Here is a 22,328-nt window from a genome sequence, read left to right on the forward strand (position 1 = left end):
AGGACGGCGGAGGAGAGCGACATGCACAATCCGGGCCATCGCTTCCAGGCGCAGGACCGCTTCGCGGACGGCGCGCAGTACATCGCGGGCCGGCTGACCAAGGGCACTTCCGGCCGTATGCACGCGGTCGCCGACCCCGCCACCGGCGACGAGGTCTACACGTACGAGCTGGCGGGCACCGCCGATGTCGACGCGGCCGTCGCCGCCGCGCGCGAGGCGTTCCCCGGCTGGTCGGGCGCCACCCCCGGCGAGCGCTCCGACGCGCTGCACCGCTTCGCCGCCGTCCTCGCCGAGCGCGCCGAGGAGTTCGCCCAGGCCGAGTCCCTCCAGTGCGGCAAACCGCTCAAGCTGACGCGCGAGTTCGACGTGCCGGGCACCATCGACAACGCCGCGTTCTTCGCGGGAGCGGCCCGGCACCTCCAGGGCCAGTCCGCGGGGGAGTACTCCGGCGACCACACGTCGTACGTCCGCCGTGAGGCGATCGGCGTCGTCGGCTCCATCGCGCCGTGGAACTACCCGCTCCAGATGGCCGCGTGGAAGATCCTCCCGGCCATCGCCGCGGGCAACACGATCGTCCTGAAGCCGGCCGAACTGACCCCGCTCACCTCGCTCCTGTTCGCCGAGGCGGCCACGCAGGCGGGGATTCCGGACGGTGTCGTCAACATCGTCACGGGCCTGGGCAAGGAGGCCGGCGAACACCTCGTCGGACATCCCGACGTCGCGATGACCTCCTTCACCGGGTCCACCGCCGTCGGCAAGCGGGTCGCCGAGATCGCCACCTCGACCGTCAAGCGGCTGCACCTGGAGCTGGGCGGCAAGGCCCCCTTCGTGGTCTTCGACGACGCCGACCTGGACGCCGCCGTGCACGGCGCGGTCGCCGGGTCGCTCATCAACACGGGCCAGGACTGCACGGCCGCCACGCGGGCGTACGTACAGCGGCCTCTCCACGACGAGTTCGTGCGCCGGACCGCCGCCCTGATGGAGAGCGTGCGGCTGGGCGACCCGTTCGCCCCCGGCACCGACCTCGGACCGCTGATCTCGCACGCCCAGCGCGACCGCGTCGCCGGGTTCGTCGACCGGGCCCGTGGCTACGCGCGCGTGGTGACCGGCGGGGTCGTCCCCGAGGGCGACCTCAAGAGGGGTGCGTACTACGCGCCCACGCTCGTCGCCGACGCCGCCCAGGACAGCGAGATCGTGCAGGCGGAGATCTTCGGACCGGTGCTCGTCGTGCTGCCCTTCGACACCGACGACGAGGGCATCGCCCTCGCCAACGACACCCCGTACGGACTCGCGGCCTCCGCCTGGAGCCGCGACGTGTACCGGGCGAACCGCGCGACCCGCGAGATCAAGGCGGGCTGCGTCTGGGTCAACGACCACATTCCGATCATCAGCGAGATGCCGCACGGCGGTTACAAGGCGTCCGGCTTCGGCAAGGACATGTCCGCGTACTCCTTCGAGGAGTACACACAGGTCAAGCACGTCATGTTCGACAACACCGCGGTGGCCGAGAAGGACTGGCACCGCACCATCTTCGGGGACCGGCCCTAGCCGGTGAGACGTTCGGCCACGGCCGAGCGGCAGACCAGGCCGCGACCACGGCCGCGACCCTTCCGAAAGGGCATCAGAGCATGGAGCACCACGAGCCCGAACGCCTGTCCCCGGTTCAACTGGCCGCGATACGGCGCAGCTTCCGGAACGGCAGGGCCTCCCTCACCCGCCGTTCGCTGCTGCGCGCCTCCGCGGGCGGAGCCCTCGCCGTCGGCGGTCTCGGGGCACTGAGCGGCTGCGGGATCCCCGCGGCGGGCAAGACGCAGGGCGGCACGTCCGCGGAGGACCACTCGGCCAAGGAGAAGACAGTCAACTTCTCCAACTGGACCGAGTACATGGACGTGGACGAGAGCGAGAAGCACCACCCCACGCTCGACGCGTTCACCCGGCGGACCGGCATCAAGGTCAAGTACACCGAGGACATCAACGACAACAACGAGTTCTTCGGGAAGATCAAGCCGCAGCTCTCCGCGGGCCAGGACACCGGACGTGACGTCATCGTCCTCACCGACTGGCTGGCGGCCCGCCTGATCCGCCTGGGCTGGGTCCAGAAACTGGACCCGGCGAACCTGCCGCACGCCTACACCAACCTGTCGGCGCAGTTCCGCAACCCCGACTGGGACCCGGGCCGCGCCTACTCGTACCCGTGGCAGGGCATCTCCACCGTCATCGCCTTCAACAAGAAGGCGCTCGACGGCATCGAGGTGAAGTCGGTCTCCGACCTGCTCGACAACCCCAAGCTCAAGGGGCGCGTCGGCTTCCTGTCGGAGATGCGCGACAGCATCGGCATGACGTTGCTCGACATGGGCAAGGACCCGGAGAAGTTCACCGCCGACGACTACGACGCGGCGATCGCCCGTATCCAGAAGGGCGTCGACAAGGGCCAGATCCGGCGCTTCACGGGCAACGACTACACGTCCGACCTCACCAAGGGCGACCTGGCGGCCTGCGTGGCCTGGGGCGGTGACATCGTCCAGCTCAAGGCGGACAGCCCGGACGTCGACTTCATCATCCCGGACAGCGGGTACATGACGTCGACCGACAACATGCTGATCCCGAACAAGGCGCGCCACAAGACGAACGCCGAGCGGCTCATCGACTACTACTACGAGCCCGAGCCGGCCGCCCAACTCGCCGCGTACATCAACTACGTGTCGCCCGTCGACGGCGTGAAGCCCTACCTCGCGAAGATCGACAAATCCGCGGCGGACAACCCGCTGATCATTCCTGACAAGGTCATGGCCGCGAAGTCGCACTCCTTCCGCGCACTGTCGCCGAAGGAAGAGACGGCCTACGAAGCGAAGTTCGCGAAGCTCACAGGGGCGTGACGATGATGACGACAGACAACAGCGGCGACGTCCGCCTCTCCGGGATCAGCAAGACGTACGGCTCCTTCACGGCCGTGCACCCGCTCGACCTGACCGTGCCGCAGGGCTCGTTCTTCGCCCTGCTCGGCGCCTCCGGCTGCGGCAAGACCACCACCCTGCGCATGATCGCCGGCCTGGAGGACCCGACCTCGGGCACCGTCTTCCTCGGCGACCAGGAGGTCACCCACCTGCCGCCCTACAAGCGCCCGGTGAACACGGTCTTCCAGTCCTACGCCCTCTTCCCGCACCTCGACATCTTCGAGAACGTCGCCTTCGGTCTGCGCCGGCGCGGCATCAAGTCGGTGAAGAAGCAGGTGGAGGAGATGCTCGACCTGGTGCAGCTGGGCGAGCAGGCACGCAAGAAACCGCACCAGCTCTCCGGTGGCCAGCAGCAGCGCGTCGCCGTGGCCCGCGCGCTGATCAACCACCCCAAGGTGCTGCTCCTCGACGAGCCCCTCGGCGCCCTCGACCTGAAGCTGCGCCGCCAGATGCAGCTGGAGCTCAAGCGGATCCAGACCGAGGTCGGCATCACCTTCGTCCACGTCACGCACGACCAGGAGGAGGCCATGACGATGGCCGACACCGTCGCCGTGATGAACGCGGGCCGCGTCGAGCAGCTCGGCGCGCCCACCGACCTGTACGAGAACCCGCAGACCACCTTCGTCGCCAACTTCCTCGGCACCTCCAACCTCATCGAGGCCGAGGTCGACTCCCGCAGCGGCGACGAGATAGTCCTCAAGGCGGGCGGCGGCAAGCTCACCCTGCCCGAGGCGCGATGTTCCGCCCCGGCGACCACCGGCGGCAAGGTGCTGGTCGGGGTGCGCCCGGAGAAGATCTCCCTCACGCACGCCGAGGACGCCGGTGAGATCCCGGCCGGCCGCAACCGCATCACGGGCCGGATAGCCGACTCCAGCTTCATCGGCGTCTCCACGCAGTACGTGATCGACAGCCCGGTCTGCCCCGAGTTCGAGGTCTACGCCCAGAACATCGACCGCGACTCCCGGCTCGTGCCCGGCGCCGAAGTCGTCCTGCACTGGAACCCGGCCCACACCTTCGGCCTGGACGCCGCTCAGGACATCGACGCGGGCGTCGAGGAGGAGGCCGCCTGATGTCGACGCTCACGGAGGCGCCGCCGCCTCTCGACCCCACCGTCACGGAGACCCCGGAGAGCAAGCCTCCGCGCAAGAGGGGCCGCTGGACGCCGTACTGGCTGCTCCTGCCCGGCATCCTGTGGCTGCTGGTCTTCTTCGCGCTGCCGATGATCTACCAGGCCTCCACGTCCGTGCAGACGGGCTCCCTGGAGGACGGCTACAAGGTCACCTGGCACCTCGCGACCTACTGGGACGCCCTGTCCGAGTACTGGCCGCAGTTCGTGCGCTCGGTGCTCTACGCGGGCTCCGCGACGATCCTGTGCCTGCTGCTGGGGTACCCGCTGGCGTATCTCATCGCGTTCCGCGCGGGCCGCTGGCGCAACCTGATCATGATCCTGGTGATCGCGCCTTTCTTCACCAGCTTCCTGATCCGCACGCTGGCCTGGAAGACCATCCTCGCCGACGGCGGCCCGGTCGTCGGCGCCCTCAACTCGCTGCACGTCCTGGACGTCACCAGCTGGCTCGGCATGACGTCGGGGGACCGCGTCCTGGCCACGCCGCTCGCGGTGGTCTGCGGTCTGACGTACAACTTCCTGCCGTTCATGATCCTTCCGCTCTACACCTCGCTGGAGCGCATCGACGGGCGGCTGCACGAAGCGGCGGGCGACCTGTACGCCAAACCGTTCACGACCTTCCGGAAGGTCACCTTCCCGCTGTCGATGCCCGGTGTCGTCTCCGGCACGCTGCTCACGTTCATTCCGGCCTCCGGCGACTACGTGAACGCCGAACTCCTCGGCTCCACCGACACCCGCATGATCGGAAACGTCATCCAGACGCAGTTCCTGCGTGTGCTCGACTATCCGACGGCCGCCGCCCTCTCGTTCATCCTCATGGCGGCGATTCTCCTCATGGTCACCCTCTACATCCGCAGGTCCGGGACGGAGGATCTGGTTTAAATGGCCTTCGTCAACTGGCTCAAGCGCCATCTCGTCGTCATAGCGGGACTGGTCACGCTCGGATACCTGCTCCTGCCGAACGTCGTCGTCACGGTGTTCTCCTTCAACAAACCGAAGGGGCGCTTCAACTACGAATGGCAGCAGTTCTCCACGGACGCCTGGAAGGATCCGTGCGGCGTCGCCGACATGTGCGGCTCGCTCTCGATCAGCCTCCAGATCGCCCTGTGGGCGACGGTCGGAGCGACCGTCCTCGGCACGATGATCGCCTTCGCGCTGGTCCGCTACCGCTTCCGCGCGCGCGGCGCGATCAACTCGCTGATCTTCCTGCCGATGGCGATGCCCGAGGTCGTCATGGCGGCCTCGCTGCTCACGCTGTTCCTCAACCTCGGTGCACAGCTGGGCTTCTGGACGATCCTGATCGCCCACATCATGTTCTGCCTCAGCTTCGTCGTCACCGCGGTCAAGGCACGAGTGATGTCGATGGACCCGCGCCTGGAACAGGCGGCGCAGGACCTGTACGCAGGTCCCGTGCAGACCTTCCTCCGGGTCACCCTGCCCATCGCGGCACCCGGTATCGCGGCGGGCGCCCTGCTGTCCTTCGCGCTCTCCTTCGACGACTTCATCATCACCAATTTCAACGCGGGTTCGACCGTCACCTTCCCCATGTTCGTGTGGGGATCGGCGCAGCGCGGAACACCCGTTCAGATCAATGTCATCGGTACGGCCATGTTCCTCGTCGCCGTACTGTTCGTCCTGGTCGGCATGGTCGTAGGAAATCGCCGGAACAAGCAAAAGGCATAACGCTCGTAGGGAGTTGAAATCATGGCCCCTAGCGCCATGACCCGTGGTAATCAGTGGACGAAGTCTCTTTCCGACGTCCAGCCGGTCTCGTACTGGCTGGACGACCCCGGCAAGCCCCACCCCGAGCCCGCGCTCACCGGCGCCGAGACCTGTGATCTGCTCGTCGTCGGCGGCGGCTACAGCGGACTGTGGACCGCGCTGCTCGCCAAGGAGCGCGATCCCGGGCGCGAGGTGGTCCTCGTCGAGGGCCGTGAGGTGGGCTGGGCCGCCTCCGGCCGCAACGGCGGCTTCTGCGCCGCTTCCCTCACGCACGGCCTGGCCAACGGTCTCACCCGCTGGCCGGACGAGATCGGCACGTTGGAGGAGCTGGGCGCCCGCAACCTCGACGAGATCGAGGCGACGGTCGCCCGCTACTCCCTCGACTGCGACTTCGAGCGCACCGGCGAGATCGACGTCGCCACCGAGCCGCACCAGGCGTCCGAGCTGCGCGACTGGCACGAGGAACTGGAGCGAGCCGGCCTCGCCGACGGCATCGAGTTCCTGGACACCGACGCGGTGAGGGAACAGGTCGACTCACCGACCTTCCTGGCCGGCCTGTACGACCGCCGGGGCGTCGCCATGCTCCACCCGGCCAAGCTGGCCTGGGGCCTGAAGGAGGCGTGCCTCCGGCTCGGCGTGCGGGTGTACGAGCACACGCCCGCGCTCCAGCTGAAGGCGTACGGCGCGGGGATGGCCGTGCGCACCCCGTACGGCTCGGTGCGCGCCCGCCGGGTCGCCCTCGGCACCAACATCTTCCCGAACCTGGTCAAGCGCGTCCGCTCCTACACCGTCCCGGTCTACGACTACGCCCTGATGACCGAGCCGCTGACGGCGGACCAGCTGGCGTCCGTCGGGTGGAAGAACCGCCAGGGCCTCGGTGACTCGGCCAACCAGTTCCACTACTTCCGGCTGTCGGCCGACAACCGGATCCTGTGGGGCGGCTACGACGCGATCTACCCGTACGGCGGCCGGGTGCGCGCCGAGTACGACGACCGTCCGGAGACGTACGCGAAGCTCGCGGAGCACTTCTTCACCTGCTTCCCGCAGTTGGAGGGCGTCCGCTTCACGCACGCCTGGGGCGGCGCCATCGACACCTGCTCGCGCTTCTCGGCCTTCTTCGGCACCGCCCACCAGGGCAAGGTGGCGTATGCGGCCGGGTACACGGGCCTCGGCGTGGGGGCGACGCGGTTCGGTGCGGACGTGATGCTCGACCTGCTGGCGGGGGAGCGCACGGAGCGCACCGAACTGGACATGGTCCGCAGGAAGCCGCTGCCCTTTCCGCCCGAGCCCTTCGCCTGGACCGGGATCGCCCTGACCAAGTGGTCGCTGGCGCGGGCGGACGCGCACGGCGGCCGGCGCAATCTGTGGCTGCGGGCGATGGACAGGCTGGGGCTCGGCTTCGACAGCTGATCCGCGGCCGGGCGAGCCGACCGGCGGGCGGGGCGCGTGGAGGCGTTCCTGATCCGTCGGCGCACGCCCTGATCGCACGGTGTGACCCGGTTCACTGCCCACAAGAAGCCGGAACCCGCGTAATGCCCGGCCCGAACCTCCCTCTCCCCTGTGACGCGACCAACGTCGCAGCAGAGAGGGAGGTTCCGTCATGACAGGGGCGAAGGCGGCGGTCGAGTGGCTGACGTCGGTGGCACCGGACCCCGAGGCCTGCCGATGGGAGTGGGAGCGCAACCCGAAGGGAGTCGCGTTGCTACCCGCCGGCCGGGCCTGGGACGTGCTCATCCTGCCGGGCGAACTCGGCTATCCGACGCTCGACGTGCTCACCCGGGTGATCGACCAGCCGGGGCCCGTGCTCGTCGACTTCGGTGACGCCCGGATGGGGTTCTTCGTGCCCGCGGGCACCGCGGCGCGGTGGCTCGGCACCGGGGTGCGCACGGCGGGCAGCGGCACGTGGATCGTGGTGCCGTACCCGGGCCGGTCGACCGGCGGGGTCCGCTGGCTGGTCCCGCCCGACGGCTCCGGCACGCTGACCGATCCGGCACTGCTCGAACTGGCCATGCACGAGGCGGCGGCGGGGCTGGCCGGGAACGAGGGTCGCTAGAGGCGCGCGGGCGGGTCCCGCGCCTGTCAGAGGTCTTGACAACCGAATTGGTCTGGACCAAGTTGGGCGCGCTCCACCCTCCCATTTCCCCCATGCCCGGAGGCAGTTGTGGATCGCACCGGACGCACCGGACCGTTCTCGCGTCGCAGACTCATCGCCGTGTGCACGGCGACCGCCCTGACCGTGCCCGGCCTTGCCGCGCTCTCGTCGGCCGCCCGTGCGGCCGACGCGGACCTCGCCCGCAACGGCGGGTTCGAGTCGGGCCTGGACGGCTGGACCTGCACGGCGGGCAGCACCGTCACCTCACCCGTCAGGAGCGGCAGTTCGGCGCTGAAGGCGACCCCGGCCGGCAGTGACTACGCGCAGTGCGCGCAGACCGTGACCGTCAAACCCGACGCGCAGTACACCCTCTCCGGCTACGTCCGGGGCAGTTACGTCTACCTCGGTGCCACCGGCACCGGCACCACCGACGTCTCCACCTGGACGCAGTCGGCCACCGACTGGCAGAAGCTGGCCACGACCTTCCGCACCGGCCCCTCCACCACCAAGGTCACGATCTACACGCACGGCTGGTACGGCACCGGCACCTACTACGCCGACGACGTCTCCCTGGTCGGCCCCGGCGTCGACGCGGGGCAGCCGCCCGCCGCGCCCACCGGCCTGACCGCCGGCACCGTCAGCTCCTCGTCCGTCGCCCTGTCCTGGTCCGCGGTGGCCGGCGCGACCGGGTACGCCGTCTACCGCGACGGCGTCAAGGTCCAGACCGTCACCGGCACCTCGGCCACCGTGAGCGGACTGACGCCGTCCACCGCGTACTCCTTCCAGGTCGCCGCCACGAACGACGCCGGCGAGTCCGCGAAGTCCTCGACGGTCACCGCCACCACCTCGGCGGGCTCAGGCGGCGGCTCCTCGGACCTCCCCCCGCACGCCCTCGTCGGCTACCTGCACGCCAGCTTCGCCAACGGCGCCGGCTACACCCGCATGGCCGACGTGCCCGACAGTTGGGACGTCATCGACCTCGCCTTCGGCGAACCGACCTCCGTCACCTCCGGAGACATCCGCTTCAACCGCTGCCCGGCCACCGAGTGCCCCACCGTCGAGAGCGACGCCGACTTCAAGGCGGCGATCAAGGCGAAGCAGGCCGCGGGCAAGAAGGTGCTGATCTCGATCGGCGGTCAGAACGGCCAGGTCCAGCTCACCACCACGGCCGCCCGCGACACCTTCGTCTCCTCGGTCTCGAAGATCGTCGACACCTACGGCCTGGACGGCCTCGACATCGACTTCGAGGGCCACTCGCTCTCCCTCGACGCGAGCGACACCGACTTCAAGCACCCGACCACACCGGTGGTCGTCAACCTCATCTCGGCGCTGAAGACACTGAAGGCCAAGTACGGCTCGAAATTCGTCCTGAGCATGGCCCCCGAGACCTTCTTCGTGCAGCTCGGCTACCAGTACTACGGCACGGGCAAGTGGGGCGGCCAGGACCCGCGCGCCGGGGCGTACCTCCCGGTCATCCACGCGCTGCGCGACGACCTGACCCTGCTGCACGTCCAGGACTACAACTCCGGCCCGATCATGGGCCTCGACAACCAGTACCACTCCATGGGCGGCGCGGACTTCCACATCGCCATGACGGACATGCTCCTCACCGGCTTCCCGGTCGCGGGCGACGCGAACAACGTCTTCCCGCCGCTGCGCCCCGACCAGATCGCCATCGGCATGCCCGCCTCCACCAACGCCGGCAACGGCTACGTCGCCCCGGCGGAGGTGACCAAGGCCCTCGACTGCCTCACCAAGAAGACGAACTGCGGCTCGTACGCCACCCACGGCACCTGGCCGGGGCTGCGCGGCCTGATGACCTGGTCGGTCAACTGGGACCGGTTCGGGAGCTGGGAGTTCTCGACGAACTTCGACCGCTACTTCGGCTGAGGAACATCCACAGTCCCGTCAGCAGCGCCGTGCACAGGCACCAGCTCGCCACCACGTCCAGCGGCCAGTGATAGCCGCTGCGGACCAGGCCGCAGGCGACCAGGGCGTTGAGGAGGAGACAGACGGCGACCAGGGCGCGACGGGCGCCCGGGCCGCGCAGACGGGGGAGGAGGAGCAGCGCGGCGGCGCCGTAGGCGATGGCCGCCGTGGCCGTGTGGCCGGAGGGGAAGAAGCCCGTGCCGGGACCCATGACAGGGGGTCCCGGACGGGCGACGAGCTCCTTCAGCGGGACGATCAGCGCCGGTACGGCCGCCATCAGCAGCGCCGCGGCCGTGGGCGCGAGCCACCAGCGGACCGCGCCGGCACGGCGGGCGTGGACGGCCACACCGACGAGGACGACGGCCAGGACCGGGACGGCGACGGCGATGCTGCCGAGGTCGGCGAGAAACTCGGCCGCGCGGTCCGGGCGGACCAGGCGGCCGCTGAGGCGCTCGTCCGCCCGGGCGAGCGCGCCATGGGCGGCCACCTGCCAGGTGATCAACGCGAAGAGGAGAACCGGAAGGCCGAGGAGGAAGGTCGGCCGCCCCGGAACAGGGGGGGTGGTTCCGGGGCGGCCGTCCTGATCGGATTGCCGCGCGCCCCGGGGGGTTTGGGGCGGGCGACTGTCCGATCGGTGAGGAGATCCGGAGCCGGAAGCCCCGGGTGTGTGCGCGAGGGCACGACCAGGCTGAAGCTGGGGAGGCCCCGACCCGGTGTCACCCACAGTCCCCTGTGGGCGGGGTGTATCTCTCATCTGGGTAGAACCTACGACAGGGGGTGCGGCTCCGACAGGCGGAATCGCGTCCCGTCATGCACCTCGCACACGTTCTTCACACGCTCTTACGCCGAGTGCCCCGGCACCGGAACCGACCGGAACCCGGCGGGGCCGGCGGACCGTGTTCCGGTGCTGGGGCGGGTGGGGTGTCAGACGCGGGCGAAGGCCTGCTCGATGATGTCGAGGCCCTCGTTCAGGAGGTCCTCGCCGATGACCAGCGGGGGCAGGAAGCGGAGGACGTTGCCGTAGGTGCCACAGGTCAGGACCAGCAGGCCCTCCTGGTGGCAGGCCTTGGCCAGCGCGGCGGTCGCCTCGGGGTTCGGCTCCTTGGTGGCCGGGTCCTTGACCAGCTCGATGGCGATCATGGCGCCACGGCCACGGATGTCGCCGATGATGTCGAACTTCTCCTGCATGGCGGACAGGCGCGACTTCATCGTCGCCTCGATCGCCTTCGCCTTGGCGTTGAGGTCGAGCTCCTTCATCGTCTCGATCGCGCCGAGCGCGCCGGCACAGGCCACCGGGTTGCCGCCGTAGGTGCCGCCGAGGCCACCCGCGTGCGCGGCGTCCATGATCTCGGCGCGGCCGGTGACGGCGGCGAGCGGCAGGCCGCCCGCGATGCCCTTGGCGGTGGTGATCAGGTCCGGGACGATGCCCTCGTCCTCGCAGGCGAACCACTGGCCGGTGCGGCAGAAGCCGGACTGGATCTCGTCCGCGACGAAGACGATGCCGTTGTCCTTGGCGAACTTGCTGATGGCCGGGAGGAAGCCCTTGGCGGGCTCGATGAAGCCGCCCTCGCCGAGGACCGGCTCGATGATGATCGCGGCGACGTTCTCGGCCCCGATCTGCTTGTTGATCATGTCGATGGCCTGGGCGGACGCCTCGGCGCCGGCGTTCTCCGGGCCGGTCAGCCAGCGGTAGCCGTACGCCACCGGAACGCGGTAGACCTCGGGCGCGAAGGGACCGAAGCCGTGCTTGTACGGCATGTTCTTCGCGGTCAGCGCCATCGTGAGGTTGGTGCGGCCGTGGTAGCCGTGGTCGAAGACGACGACGGCCTGGCGCTTGGTGTACGCGCGCGCGATCTTGACGGCGTTCTCGACGGCCTCGGCGCCGGAGTTGAACAGGGCGCTCTTCTTGTCGTGGTCACCGGGGGTCAGCTCGGCGAGCGCCTCGGCCACGGCGACGTAGCCCTCGTACGGCGTGACCATGAAACAGGTGTGGGTGAAGTCCTGGAGCTGGGCGGAGGCCCGGCGTACGACGGCCTCCGCGCTGGCGCCGACGCTGGTCACGGCGATGCCGGAGCCGAAGTCGATCAGCCGGTTGCCGTCGACGTCCTCGATGATGCCGCCGCCCGCGCGCGTGGTGAACACGGGGAGCACGGAGCCCACACCGGCCGCGACCGCGGCGGTACGGCGGGCCTGAAGCTCCTGCGACTTCGGGCCGGGGATGGCGGTGACGACGCGGCGCTCCTGCGGAAGTGCGGTCATGAGGGGCTCCCTGATGATCTTGCGTGGGGGTGTTTCGGACGCTTGCCTTCTTTTCTCGCAGGCTAGGACGGTAGGTGCGGACTGGGCATGCTCCATGTGGGCGTTGTCCGGGAGGACGCTTGTCCGCGGTGGACATAGCGGAGCAACCGTGCATCCCCGCGAGCCCGGCCGCGTATGCGGTGAACTCCCCTTGCGGGGGCGTTAGATTGACTCGCTGACGGTGGACGGAACGGCTGGTCAGGGGGCAAGGGCGATGAACAGCGACGGGACGCAGGACGCGCGGGACACGCATGCGGACCCGGTGCCGCGCCCGGCGGGACCCGCGGACGCGACACGGGTGCCGCCGCAGCCGGGGCGGAGCCCCGGCGCACGGGTGGCCGACTGGCTCAACGCGAACCGGCCCGAGGCCGAACCCGGCATCTGGCGCTTCGGCTACCAACGCCCGAAGGCGGCCCGCACGGCGGAGCGGCTCTCCGCGATGACGGTCGCCGGGATGCTGGTCCCGGTCGCCCTCGGGATCATCGTCTGGTCCTTCTGGCGGCGCGGTGAGGTCCCCTACGAGTTCACGCTGCTGCGCCTGTTCACCCCGGACGACTGGTGGTGGGGCGGCACGCTGGCCACACCCAAGGCGCTCAAGGGCGAGGCGGTGCCCTACCCCGGCGTGGAGGCGCTGGAGGTCTACGCCGGTCTCTCCTTCGCGGTGATCGTCTACGCCGTGATCCGGCTGGGCGGCTGGTGGGCGGTCGTGCGCCACTACGTCGGCCGCAAGCCCCAGCCCGCACGGGCCCTGCTCGCCGCGCTGCTCGCCCTGGTCGTCCTCAGCTTCGTCTTCCCGGACGCCTTCCCGCTCGTCGGCTGGGACCCGGTGCCCGTGATGACCCCCCTGTTCTCGCTGATCGTGCTGATCACCGGCGGCTACGGGGTGTACGAATCGCCGTCGAAGGAGGTCCTCGACGTCCTGGTCGTCCTCCTCGTGCTGTGGCCCTGCGCCCTGCTCGGTGACTGGTGGCCGCTGCTCCGGGCCCGGCGCGACGCCCGTCGCCGCGCCGCGCAGGACGGCCACCCCGCCCCGGCGGCCGAGCAGCCCCGGGCCCGCTGGCCCGAGCTGCGCGAGGCCGGACAGCAGCAGGTCGCCGACGCGCTCACCGCCGAGGTGCTCGCCGGGCGGATGAACGACGTGGACTGTGCCCGGATCGAGCACCGCTGGACCGGGGCTCGGCGCCTGGGCCGGCTCGCCGACTTCACGGACACGGTGCTGCGGCAGGGCGCCGCCGCCTTCACGCACCCCTCGGGCGCCCGCGACCTCGCTCACCGCGCCGCCCGGCACGACCTGCTCACCGGGCAGGTACGCATCGGACGGTGGGTGAAGGCCGAGCGCACCCCGTTGGCTTACGGCGGCGTCGACGCGGCCCTCGGTCCGGAGACGCTGCGCACCTCGCTGCTGCTCGTCGGGCCGTCGGGCGCGGGCAAGACCCGGCGGGTGCTCGCCCCGGTGGCGGAGTCCCTGACGCTCCAGGCCCTCACCGGCGCCTGCGCCGTCGTCGCGGTCGGCGCCCCGGGCGGCGAGCTGGGCCCCGACTCGGCCTACGACGTGGTGGTGCGCGTCGGCGACCCCGCCTCCGTCCACGACCTGGACCCCTACGCAGAGAGCGCCGACCCCGACGAGGCGGCCGGATTCCTCGCCGAGGCACTGGCCGGGGACCTGGACGGAGTGGGCGCCGAGCGCGCGGCCCGCCCCCTGGCCCAGGTGCTCGGCCCGTACCAGGCCGCGCACGGCCGCTTCCCGGCGCTGCCCGTCCTGCGGGAACTGCTGGACGGGGACCCCGCCGCCCTGGCCGACCTGCGTGAGCGGCTGGCCGGCGCCGAGCACGCGGTGATGCGCCGCGAACTCGACGCCCGGGCCCGGCAGGCCGGCGGCCCCGGCGACCCCGGCCCGGCGCTCGCCGACCGGCTCGCCCTGCTCGACCGGCCCGCCTTCGCCGGCTTCTTCGGCGCGGGCGGCGACACGATCCGCCCGTTCTCGCTGCGGGCCGTCGTCCACCACCCGCTGCGGGTCCGCATCGACCTGCCCCAGCACGGCCACGAGGAGGCCGCGCGGCTGATCGCCCGGCTGGTGCTGGCCCAGTTCACCGGGGTCGCCCGGGAGGACCCCCGCGACCACTTCCTCACCCTGGTCCTCGACGACGCCACCGGCACCGTCACCCCCGGGTCGGTACGGCGCATCCAGCGCCTGCGCTCCCAGAACGCCGGGGTGGTGCTCGCGCTGCGCACGGTCTCCGACGTACCGGAGGCGCTGCACGGACCGCTGTACGGGGCGGTCGGCTGCCGGATGGCGCTGGCCGGGGTGACGACCTGGGACGGCACCCGGTTCGCCGACGCCTGGGGCACGGAGTGGGTCGAGACCAAGGATGTCGCCCAGCACGCTGTCTTCGCCGACCAGCCGATGACCCGGGCCATGCACGCCCTGCGCAAGCTGGTCACCGGCAAGGCCATCACCACGGAGGCCGTCACCGTGCGCCAGGTTGAGCGGGAGCGCTGGTCCGCGTCCGAACTGGCTCACGCGGTACCGCCGGGGCACGCGGTGCTGTCGCTGACCGATGTGAAGGGAGAGCACGCGCCGCCCCTCCTGGTGGATCTACGCGGCTGAGCAGGACGAAGGGGCATCGGGTCACACGGCGACCGTACGGTGAGGCAGAATCGACACAGGTCGTTCATACGCCGCGGCCAAAAGATCACAGAGATCACACAGACCTGAAGGCCCCATGCCCCCCACGCTCGCCTCGCTCGTCCACCATTCCGCGCTCAAGCTGACCGTGCGCGCGGGCGAGGACCGCCTGGACGTGCCCGTCCGCTGGGCGCATGTCAGCGAGCTCGCCGACCCCGTGCCGTACATGGAGGGCGGGGAGCTCCTCCTGATCACCGCGCTCAAGCTGGACGCGGAGGACCCGGAGGCCATGCGGCGCTATGTGAAGCGCCTGGTGGGGGCGGGGGTCGTCGGACTCGGCTTCGCCGTCGGCGTCAACTACGAGGAGATCCCGAAGGCGCTCGTCGACGCCGCCGAGGAGGAGGGGCTGCCGCTCCTCGAAGTGCCCCGGCGCACGCCCTTCCTCGCCATCAGCAAGGCCGTCTCCGCCGCGATCGCCGCCGACCAGTACCGGGCCGTCACCGCCGGATTCGCGGCACAGCGCGAGCTCACCAAGCAGGCCCTGAACGACGGACCCGAGGGGCTCCTCGCCGCGCTCGCCGGGCAGGTCGACGGATGGGCGGCGCTCTACGACGCCTCCGGAGCCGTCGTCGCCACCGCACCCGAGTGGGCGGGCCGCCGGGCCGCACGGCTCACTCCGGACGTGGAGCGGCTGCGGGAGCGGCCCGCGCCCGCCAGCTCCGTCGTCGGCGGCGACGACCGGGTGGAGCTCCACTCCCTCGGCACCGGGCGACGGCCGCGCGCCGCGCTCGCCGTGGGCACCGCGGCCGCCCTCGGCACGGCGGAGCGCTATGCCGTGCACTCGGCGATCGCCCTGCTCACGCTCACCACGGAGCGGTCGCGGTCGCTGCACGCGGCCGAGCAGCGGATCGGCGCCGCCGTGCTGCGCATGCTGCTCGCCGGGGAGCCCGACCACGCCCGCGCCGTCGCCGGGGACCTGTACGGGGAGCTGCTGGACGCCCCGTTCCGGCTGATCCTCGCCGAATCGGCGTCGGCGTCGGCCGCGCGGGCGCACGCCGACGGGCACGCGCGCGTCGGCGCGGCGGCGCCCACGCAGACCGCCGTCACCGTGCCCGACACCCACGGCGACCCGCTCGGCGGGCTCGCCGAGGTCGTCGAGTCCGCCGCCGCGCGCTCCGGGGAGTCCGTGCTCGTCGTGCCCGACGGCGAACGGCTCGTCGTGCTCGCCGTGGACGGGGGCGCGGCGGTCGCCGCGTGCGGGGAGTACGCCGCCGGGCTGGAGGCCTCGCGTAGCACCGTGCGGGAACAGCCCGCCGGGGACGAGGACGAACTGGTGGTCGGGCTGTCGGCGCCCGCGGGCCCGATCGCTGCGGCGGCCGCCTACAAACAGGCCGAGCAGGCCCTGTCGGTGGCGCGGCGACGCGGACGGTTCCTCGTCGAGCACGAGGAGCTGGCGGCCGGCTCGGTCCTGCCGCTGCTCGCGGACGACGCGGTGCGGGCCTTCGCGGACGGCCTGCTGCGCGCGTTGCACGAGCACGACGCGACCGGGCGGGGCGACCTGGTGGCCTCACTCCGGGCCTGGCTGTCCCGCCACGGTCAGTGGGACGCCGCGGCCGCCGACCTCGGAGTGCACCGACACACCCTCCGCTACCGCATGCGCCGTGTCGAGGAGATCCTCGGCCGCTCCCTGGACGACCCCGACGTACGCATGGAACTCTGGCTGGCCCTGAAGGCGACGTCGGCACCGGGGGAGTAGCCCGCTGCGGCCCACCCGGCGAGCGGGTGCCTCCGGCGCGTCCGGTGACCTGGTGGCTTCGGCGCGTCCGGCGAGCGGTTCGCTCCGGCGCGTCCGGCGGCGAGGCTGTAGTCCGTCCGGGGGCAGAGAGGAATTAGCCCGTCCGGCGTTCGAGGACGGGGCCGTCCAGGCCGATCAGGGGGCCCGGGGGCGGAGCCCCTGGGGAACAGGCACGCGCCACCCACCGTGCCAAAGCGGAGCATCCCACCCGCTGACTGCTACGACTCGGACAAGCGACCGTCCCACGCCCCGGCCCTACCGTGGATCGTGAAAGCGCAGGACCATCCAGCGACACCCCCCAACACGGAAGGGCCGGGACTCGACAATGACTTCCACCCACGCCTTCTGGCTCGCCGGCCGCCAGGCCACCGGTGAGACCACGTTCGACGTCACCTCGCCGTGGGACGGCCGAGTCGTCGGACAGGTCAGCGTGCCGACCGAGGCACAGGTCGAGGAGGCCGTCGCCGCCGCGTACGCCGTGCGGGACGAGTTCGCCGCCACCCCGGCCCACGTGCGCGCCGCCGCCCTCGACCACGTCAGCAAGCGCCTGGTCGAGCGCACCGAGGAGATCGCGCAGCTCATCTCCGCCGAGAACGGCAAGCCGATCAAGTGGGCGCGCGGCGAGGTCGGCCGTGCGGTGTCGGTGTTCCGGTTCGCGGCCGAGGAGGCCCGTCGCTTCAACGGCGGAGAGGCCCAGCGCCTCGACACCGACCTCGGTGGCCAGGGGCGCCTCGCCCTCACCCGTCGCTTCCCCAAGGGCGTCGTCCTCGGCATCGCGCCGTTCAACTTCCCCCTGAACCTGTGCGCCCACAAGATCGCCCCGGCCATCGCCGCCGGCGCGCCGATCATCCTGAAGCCGGCGCCCGCGACCCCGCTGTCCGGCCTGATCATCGGCGACCTGCTCGCCGAGACGGAGCTCCCGGCCGGTTCCTGGAGCATCCTGCCGGTGTCGAACGAGCGGATGCCCGCTCTGGTCCAGGACGAGCGCCTGCCCGTCATCTCGTTCACCGGCTCCGAGAAGGTCGGTTACGCGATCATGGACTCGGTGCCGCGCAAGCACTGCACCCTGGAGCTCGGCGGCAACGGCGCGGCCGTCGTCCTGGCCGACTTCGCGAGCGACGAGGACCTCGACTGGGCCGCGACCCGCATCGCGACCTTCTCGAACTACCAGGGCGGCCAGTCCTGCATCTCCGTGCAGCGCGTGATCGCCGACGCGTCGGTGTACGACCGGCTGCTGCCCCGCATCGTCGCCGCCGTCGAGGCCCAGGTCACCGGTGACCCCTCCGACGACAAGACCGACGTCGGCCCGCTGGTCAGCGAGGACGCGGCCAAGCGCGTCGAGGCGTGGGTGGACGAGGCCGCCGCGGCCGGCGCCCGGGTGCTCACCGGCGGCAAGCGGGACGGTGCCTCCTACGCGCCGACCGTGCTCGCCGACGTGCCGACGGACACCACGATCTCCTGCGAGGAGGTCTTCGGCCCCGTCCTCACCGTGCGCAAGGTGGACGGCGAGGCCGCCGCCTTCGCCGCGGTCAACGACTCCAAGTACGGCCTCCAGGCAGGTGTGTTCACGCACGACCTGCAGACGGCCTTCCGCGCCCACCGTGCGCTGGAGGTGGGTGGCGTCATCGTCGGCGACGTGCCGTCCTACCGCGCCGACCAGATGCCGTACGGCGGTGTGAAGCAGTCCGGCGTGGGCCGCGAGGGCGTGCGCTTCGCGATGGACGACTACACCTACGAGCGCGTGATGGTTCTGACGGGCCTCGCCCTCTGACCCACACGTCCCGAGCCGACGGCCGGAGCCCGCTGTGCGGGGGCTCCGGCCGTCGGCGTATGCCCGCACGTCGTGACCTGGAGACGGCCGGCCCCGGCCGGTGCCCGGGCGCAGGGGAATCGCCAACAGGGCGCGGCGGCGCGGTCCGGCTCGTAGGCTGAAGGCGCCTGGCACGGACGCGTGCCCTCGGACGAAGATCAACCGATCGCATCACAGGAGGAACCGTGGCCGGTCAGTTCGAGGCGACAACCGAGGTCGACCGCCCCATCGACGAGGTCTTCGCGTTTCTCGCCGCGGGCACGAACGACCCGAAATTCAGCCCCCGGGTCCAGAAGATCACGAAGACTCCGGACGGCCCCACGGCCGTGGGCACGGTCTTCACCAGCACGGTCAAGGACGCCGGCATGAAGACGGGCCGGCAGTTCCGGATCACCGAGTTCGAGGCGCCCCACCGGATCCGCTGGGCGGAGATCTCGAAGAACGTCGTGACGGCCGACGCGGGCGGCTACGACCTGGAGTCCACCGGTGAGGGCAAGACGCGCGTGAGGATCTTCAACGTCCTCGAAGGCCACGGCATCGGCAAGCTCCTGGTCGGGTTCGCGCTGAGCGCGGCGCGCAAGGACGCGGACGCCTTCGGCCGGCGCATCAAGGCGGCGGTGGAGGCCTCCTGAGACCGGCCCGGCCCCGCCCGGCCCTGGCGTCACCGCCGGCCGAGCCGGCGCCCCGGCCGACTTCGGCCGGGTGCGTGAGCCCCGCGGCCCGAAGGCCCGACACCAGTGCTTCCGCGTGCCGCGCTCCGCGCCGTACGCGGACATCGCGCGCTCCCGGTGCCCCGCTCGCTCCGGACGCGCCGCGCCCCGTACGCGGAAAGGGCCCGACGTCGATGCCTCGTGTGCCGGCCCCGCCCCCTCCCCGAAAAGGGCCCGGCACCCGTGTCCCGGTGCCGGGCCCTCCGTCGGCTTCCGCGGACCCTCAACCGGAGAAGCCGACGTGCGCGAGCCGCAGCGGCCCGCGCAGCCTGAGGTGGACGTCGCGCACTCCGTCGGCGGTGACGACGGCGCCGAGCCTCGCGTAGTCGTACGGCCCCTTCGTCGCGGCGACGGTCAGTGCGACGTACGACCGGCCGCCGTCCAGCGACAGTTCCACGACGCCCTCGCCCGCCGCCTCGACGGAGACGTCCGTGATCCCGGTGCCGAAGTCGCAGGCCGTGAAGAGGAGTTCGGCCGTTCCGTCGTCCGCCGGTGACACCGCGTCCCCCGCCGTCCGCGTACGGTCGACCAGGACGGCCCCCCGCTGTTCGTCGAAGTCGGCCGCGTCCAGGCCGTGTGCCAGGACGGGGCGGGGCGTGGCCGGTTCACCGTCGAGCTCGACCGTCGTACGGAGCCGCACGTCCTCGCTGGACGCACCCGCGAGCAGCTCGTACCGGCCCGGTTCCAGGCGTGGCCGGCCGAGGGCCACGTCCCAGAACTCGAAGGAGGAGTAAGGGACTTCGAAGGAGAGCTCCGCCGAGGCGCCGGGTGCGAGGCGGAAGCGGCGGTGCGCCGCCAGTTCGCGTCGGGGACGCGGCACGGAAGGGGCGGCGGCGCGCACGTAGAGCTGGGCCACCTCGTCGGCGGTGGTCCCGCCGGTGTTGGTGACGCCGAACGAGACCGTCAGCCCGCCCGGGTGTCGGCGGACCCGGAGGTCGGCGTAGGCGAACGACGTGTACGACAGGCCGTGTCCGAAGGGGAACAGCGGCGTGCCCTCGAAGTACAGGTAGGTCTGGCGGCCGCCGATCACGTCGTAGTCGAGGAGGTCGGGCAGGTCGTCGTCGAAGGCGTACCAGGTCTGCGGGAGACGGCCCGCGGGCGAGACGTCCCCGGCGAGGGTGCGGGCCAGGGCCGTTCCCGCGGCCTGTCCGCCGTGCGCGGTCCACAGGACGGCCGGCAGCGCGGCGACGTCGACCGCGTACGGGTACGCGGACACCAGGACGAGGGCCGTGGCCGGGTTGGCGGCGCGGGCGGCGCGCAGCAGCCGCTCCTGGTGCGCAGGCAGCCGCAGGGTCGTGCGGTCCTCCGTCTCGCGGCCGTTGATGTGCGGGTCGTTGCCCGCGACGACGAGGACGACGTCCGCGGAGGCCGCCGCGCGCGCCACGGCGTCCGTGCCCCGCTCGGTGAAGTCGAGGAAGAGGACCGCCGGGTTCTCCGCGGCAACCTTCACGCCGTCGGTGGCGACCGTGACGTACCTGCCCGTCCCCAGGTGCTTGAGGAGGTGGCCGTTCTCGTGGGACTGAGAGGGTTCCAGGCGGAAGGTCTCCTGGACGACCCAGCCGCCGGGCCGGTCGGCGGAGGCGCGCACGAAGCCGTCCTCGGCGACCGACAGGTAGCGGCCGTCCGGGGCGCGCAGGGTCAGCACGCCCTCGCCCCAGTCGATCAGGGCGAACTCGGTGCCGGGGCCGTCGGTGGTGAGCGGCGGCAGGTCGGTGCGGCCGGACAGCAGGGCCGGATCCAGGGCGCCCGCGGCGCCGCGCACCTCGTCCGTGGCGCCGTCGGTGGCGGGCACCGACAGGTGCGTGCCCTGCGTGGTCCGCAGACGGACCCGGTCCACGCCTTCGGCGAAGTCCACGCGGTCGGCGCCGAACCGCTCGTACAGTCCCTCCAGCGGCGTCGAGCGGTGGATGAGCGTGCCGCTGTACCAGTCGAGCTTGCACTCGTCGGCGAGGAGCCCGACGACGGCGACGCGGACGTCCGGGGCGAGCGGCAGCAGCCCGTCGTTCTTGAGCAGGACGATCGCCTGTTCGGCGGCCTCCTGGGCGAGCGCGCGGTGGGCCGGGGTGTTGAAGTCCTCGGTGCCGGCGTACGGGTCCGAGTCGGGGTCGAACTCGCCCAGCCGGAAGCGGACGTCCAGCTGGCGGCGGACCGCGGTGTCGATGTCGGCCTCGCTCAACAGGCCCTGGACGAGGGCACCCTGGACGCGGGCGACGATCTGCGAGCTGTCCGTGCCGTGGTCCGTGAAGCTGTCGACGCCGGCCCTGACAGCGGCGGCGGTCGCCTCCTCGTGGGTGTCGAAGTAGTGCTCGGAGTCCACCAGGTTGGAGGGGGCGCCCGCGTCCGAGCAGACCAGCAGCTCCTGGTCGGTCCAGGTGCGCAACTGCTCGCGCAGGTACGGCGAGACGTGGTTGGGGCGGCCGTTGACCAGGTTGTACGCCGGCATCACCCCGGCCACCGCGCCCGCCTCGACGGTCGCGCGGAAGGCGGGCAGGTCGTACTCGTGCAGCACGCGCGGGCGCACCGACGACGACGTGGTGTCGCGCCGCGTCTCGTTGTTGTGTGCGAGCCAGTGCTTGAGGACGGGCGCCGTGCGCCAGTACAGCGGGTGGTCGCCGCGCAGGCCCCGCGTGTACGCCGTGGCGATGGCGGAGGTGAGCCGCGGGTCCTCCGAGTAGCCCTCCTCGTTGCGGCCCCACAGCGGGTGGCGCAGCAGATTGACGGTGGGGGACCAGACGTTGAGGCCGACGCGGTCGTCGCGGGCGCGCATGGCGCGGGCCTCCGTCGAGACCGCTTCGCCGACCCGGCGCACGAGGTCGTCGTTCCAGGTCGCGCCGAGCCCCACGGCCTGTGGGAACACGGTCGCGGGGCCCATCCAGGCCACCCCGTGCAGGGCTTCCTGCCCGGTCCGGAAGGCGGCGACGCCGAGCCGTTCCACGGCGGGCGTGAACTGGTGCAGGAACGCGATGCGTTCGTCGAGGGTGAGCCGCACCAGCAGGTCGTCGATGCGCTTCGCGAACGGCAGTCGCGGATCGCGGAAAGGCGGCGTAGGAGGCGTCTGTGCGGTCACTTGGTGATCCCTTTGCGACGGAGCGGCGGGGAGCTTTCGAAGCGCTTCGATGCTGGTTCGACCGAGGGGCGGGTGTCAAGACACCCCGGTGCAACAACTCCGATTCCTGGTTGTGATGTCAAGTGTCAGAAGGGGCACGCAGATTGGTCCACACCTCCGAGGAATCTTGGGAACGACTCTTGTGCGCCCCCAGGTGTTC

General features: G+C 71.5%; 15 protein-coding genes. 12 read left to right on the forward strand and 3 right to left on the reverse strand.

Annotated elements, in window-relative coordinates; translation table 11 throughout:
• Nucleotides 1–21 precede the first annotated feature (21 nt).
• The 8 genes from ACZ4IF_RS25400 (at nt 22) to ACZ4IF_RS25435 (ending at nt 9,784) form a co-directional block, all read left to right on the forward strand.
• On the forward strand, nt 22–1,548 hold the full coding sequence (locus tag ACZ4IF_RS25400; protein ID WP_467566546.1) for a gamma-aminobutyraldehyde dehydrogenase: 1,527 nt from the start codon (nt 22–24) through the stop codon (nt 1,546–1,548).
• An 80-nt stretch (nt 1,549–1,628) separates the two neighbouring features.
• Nucleotides 1,629–2,876, forward strand: a complete 1,248-nt coding sequence (locus ACZ4IF_RS25405) for a polyamine ABC transporter substrate-binding protein (protein ID WP_467566549.1) — start codon at nt 1,629–1,631, stop codon at nt 2,874–2,876.
• Between the two features lie 5 nt (nt 2,877–2,881).
• On the forward strand, nt 2,882–4,024 hold the full coding sequence (locus tag ACZ4IF_RS25410) for an ABC transporter ATP-binding protein (RefSeq protein ID WP_095937093.1): 1,143 nt from the start codon (nt 2,882–2,884) through the stop codon (nt 4,022–4,024).
• Nucleotides 4,024–4,962: an ABC transporter permease gene (locus ACZ4IF_RS25415; protein WP_467566552.1), complete on the forward strand. Its 939-nt coding sequence runs from the start codon at nt 4,024–4,026 to the stop codon at nt 4,960–4,962. Before ACZ4IF_RS25410 ends, ACZ4IF_RS25415 begins: the two co-directional genes overlap by 1 nt.
• Nucleotides 4,963–5,763, forward strand: a complete 801-nt coding sequence (locus ACZ4IF_RS25420) for an ABC transporter permease (protein WP_359492259.1) — start codon at nt 4,963–4,965, stop codon at nt 5,761–5,763.
• A 21-nt stretch (nt 5,764–5,784) separates the two neighbouring features.
• Nucleotides 5,785–7,212, forward strand: coding sequence for an NAD(P)/FAD-dependent oxidoreductase (locus tag ACZ4IF_RS25425; protein WP_467566555.1), 1,428 nt, complete (start codon nt 5,785–5,787; stop codon nt 7,210–7,212).
• A 190-nt stretch (nt 7,213–7,402) separates the two neighbouring features.
• Nucleotides 7,403–7,855 (forward strand): bifunctional DNA primase/polymerase, encoded by a 453-nt coding sequence (locus tag ACZ4IF_RS25430; RefSeq protein WP_467566558.1) that lies wholly within the window; start codon nt 7,403–7,405, stop codon nt 7,853–7,855.
• A 108-nt stretch (nt 7,856–7,963) separates the two neighbouring features.
• Nucleotides 7,964–9,784, forward strand: coding sequence for a chitinase (locus tag ACZ4IF_RS25435; protein WP_467566561.1), 1,821 nt, complete (start codon nt 7,964–7,966; stop codon nt 9,782–9,784).
• Here the strand turns inward: ACZ4IF_RS25435 and ACZ4IF_RS25440 are convergent.
• Nucleotides 9,723–10,577, reverse strand: a complete 855-nt coding sequence (locus ACZ4IF_RS25440) for a phosphatase PAP2 family protein (protein WP_467566564.1) — start codon at nt 10,575–10,577, stop codon at nt 9,723–9,725. The genes ACZ4IF_RS25435 and ACZ4IF_RS25440 overlap by 62 nt on opposite strands.
• A gap of 170 nt (nt 10,578–10,747) precedes the next feature.
• Complete coding sequence (gene gabT, locus ACZ4IF_RS25445; RefSeq protein WP_467566567.1) at nt 10,748–12,082, reverse strand: 4-aminobutyrate--2-oxoglutarate transaminase; 1,335 nt, start codon at nt 12,080–12,082, stop codon at nt 10,748–10,750.
• A 253-nt stretch (nt 12,083–12,335) separates the two neighbouring features.
• Here gabT and ACZ4IF_RS25450 point away from each other — a divergent pair, with 253 nt between their 5' ends.
• The 4 genes from ACZ4IF_RS25450 (at nt 12,336) to ACZ4IF_RS25465 (ending at nt 18,984) form a co-directional block, all read left to right on the forward strand.
• On the forward strand, nt 12,336–14,729 hold the full coding sequence (locus ACZ4IF_RS25450) for a type IV secretory system conjugative DNA transfer family protein (RefSeq protein WP_467566569.1): 2,394 nt from the start codon (nt 12,336–12,338) through the stop codon (nt 14,727–14,729).
• A gap of 115 nt (nt 14,730–14,844) precedes the next feature.
• Nucleotides 14,845–16,503, forward strand: coding sequence for a PucR family transcriptional regulator (locus ACZ4IF_RS25455; RefSeq protein WP_467566572.1), 1,659 nt, complete (start codon nt 14,845–14,847; stop codon nt 16,501–16,503).
• A gap of 364 nt (nt 16,504–16,867) precedes the next feature.
• Nucleotides 16,868–18,313 carry an aldehyde dehydrogenase family protein gene (locus ACZ4IF_RS25460; RefSeq protein WP_467566575.1) on the forward strand — a complete coding sequence of 482 codons (1,446 nt, stop codon included), beginning with the start codon at nt 16,868–16,870 and terminating at the stop codon, nt 18,311–18,313.
• A gap of 224 nt (nt 18,314–18,537) precedes the next feature.
• Entirely contained in the window at nt 18,538–18,984 is a 447-nt protein-coding gene (locus ACZ4IF_RS25465) for an SRPBCC family protein (protein WP_467566578.1), read from the forward strand.
• A gap of 301 nt (nt 18,985–19,285) precedes the next feature.
• Here the strand turns inward: ACZ4IF_RS25465 and ACZ4IF_RS25470 are convergent, their stop codons facing one another.
• Nucleotides 19,286–22,129, reverse strand: coding sequence for a glycoside hydrolase family 3 C-terminal domain-containing protein (locus ACZ4IF_RS25470; RefSeq protein WP_467566581.1), 2,844 nt, complete (start codon nt 22,127–22,129; stop codon nt 19,286–19,288).
• Nucleotides 22,130–22,328 lie beyond the last annotated feature (199 nt).

This window comes from Streptomyces sp. NPDC025784, assembly GCF_055558435.1.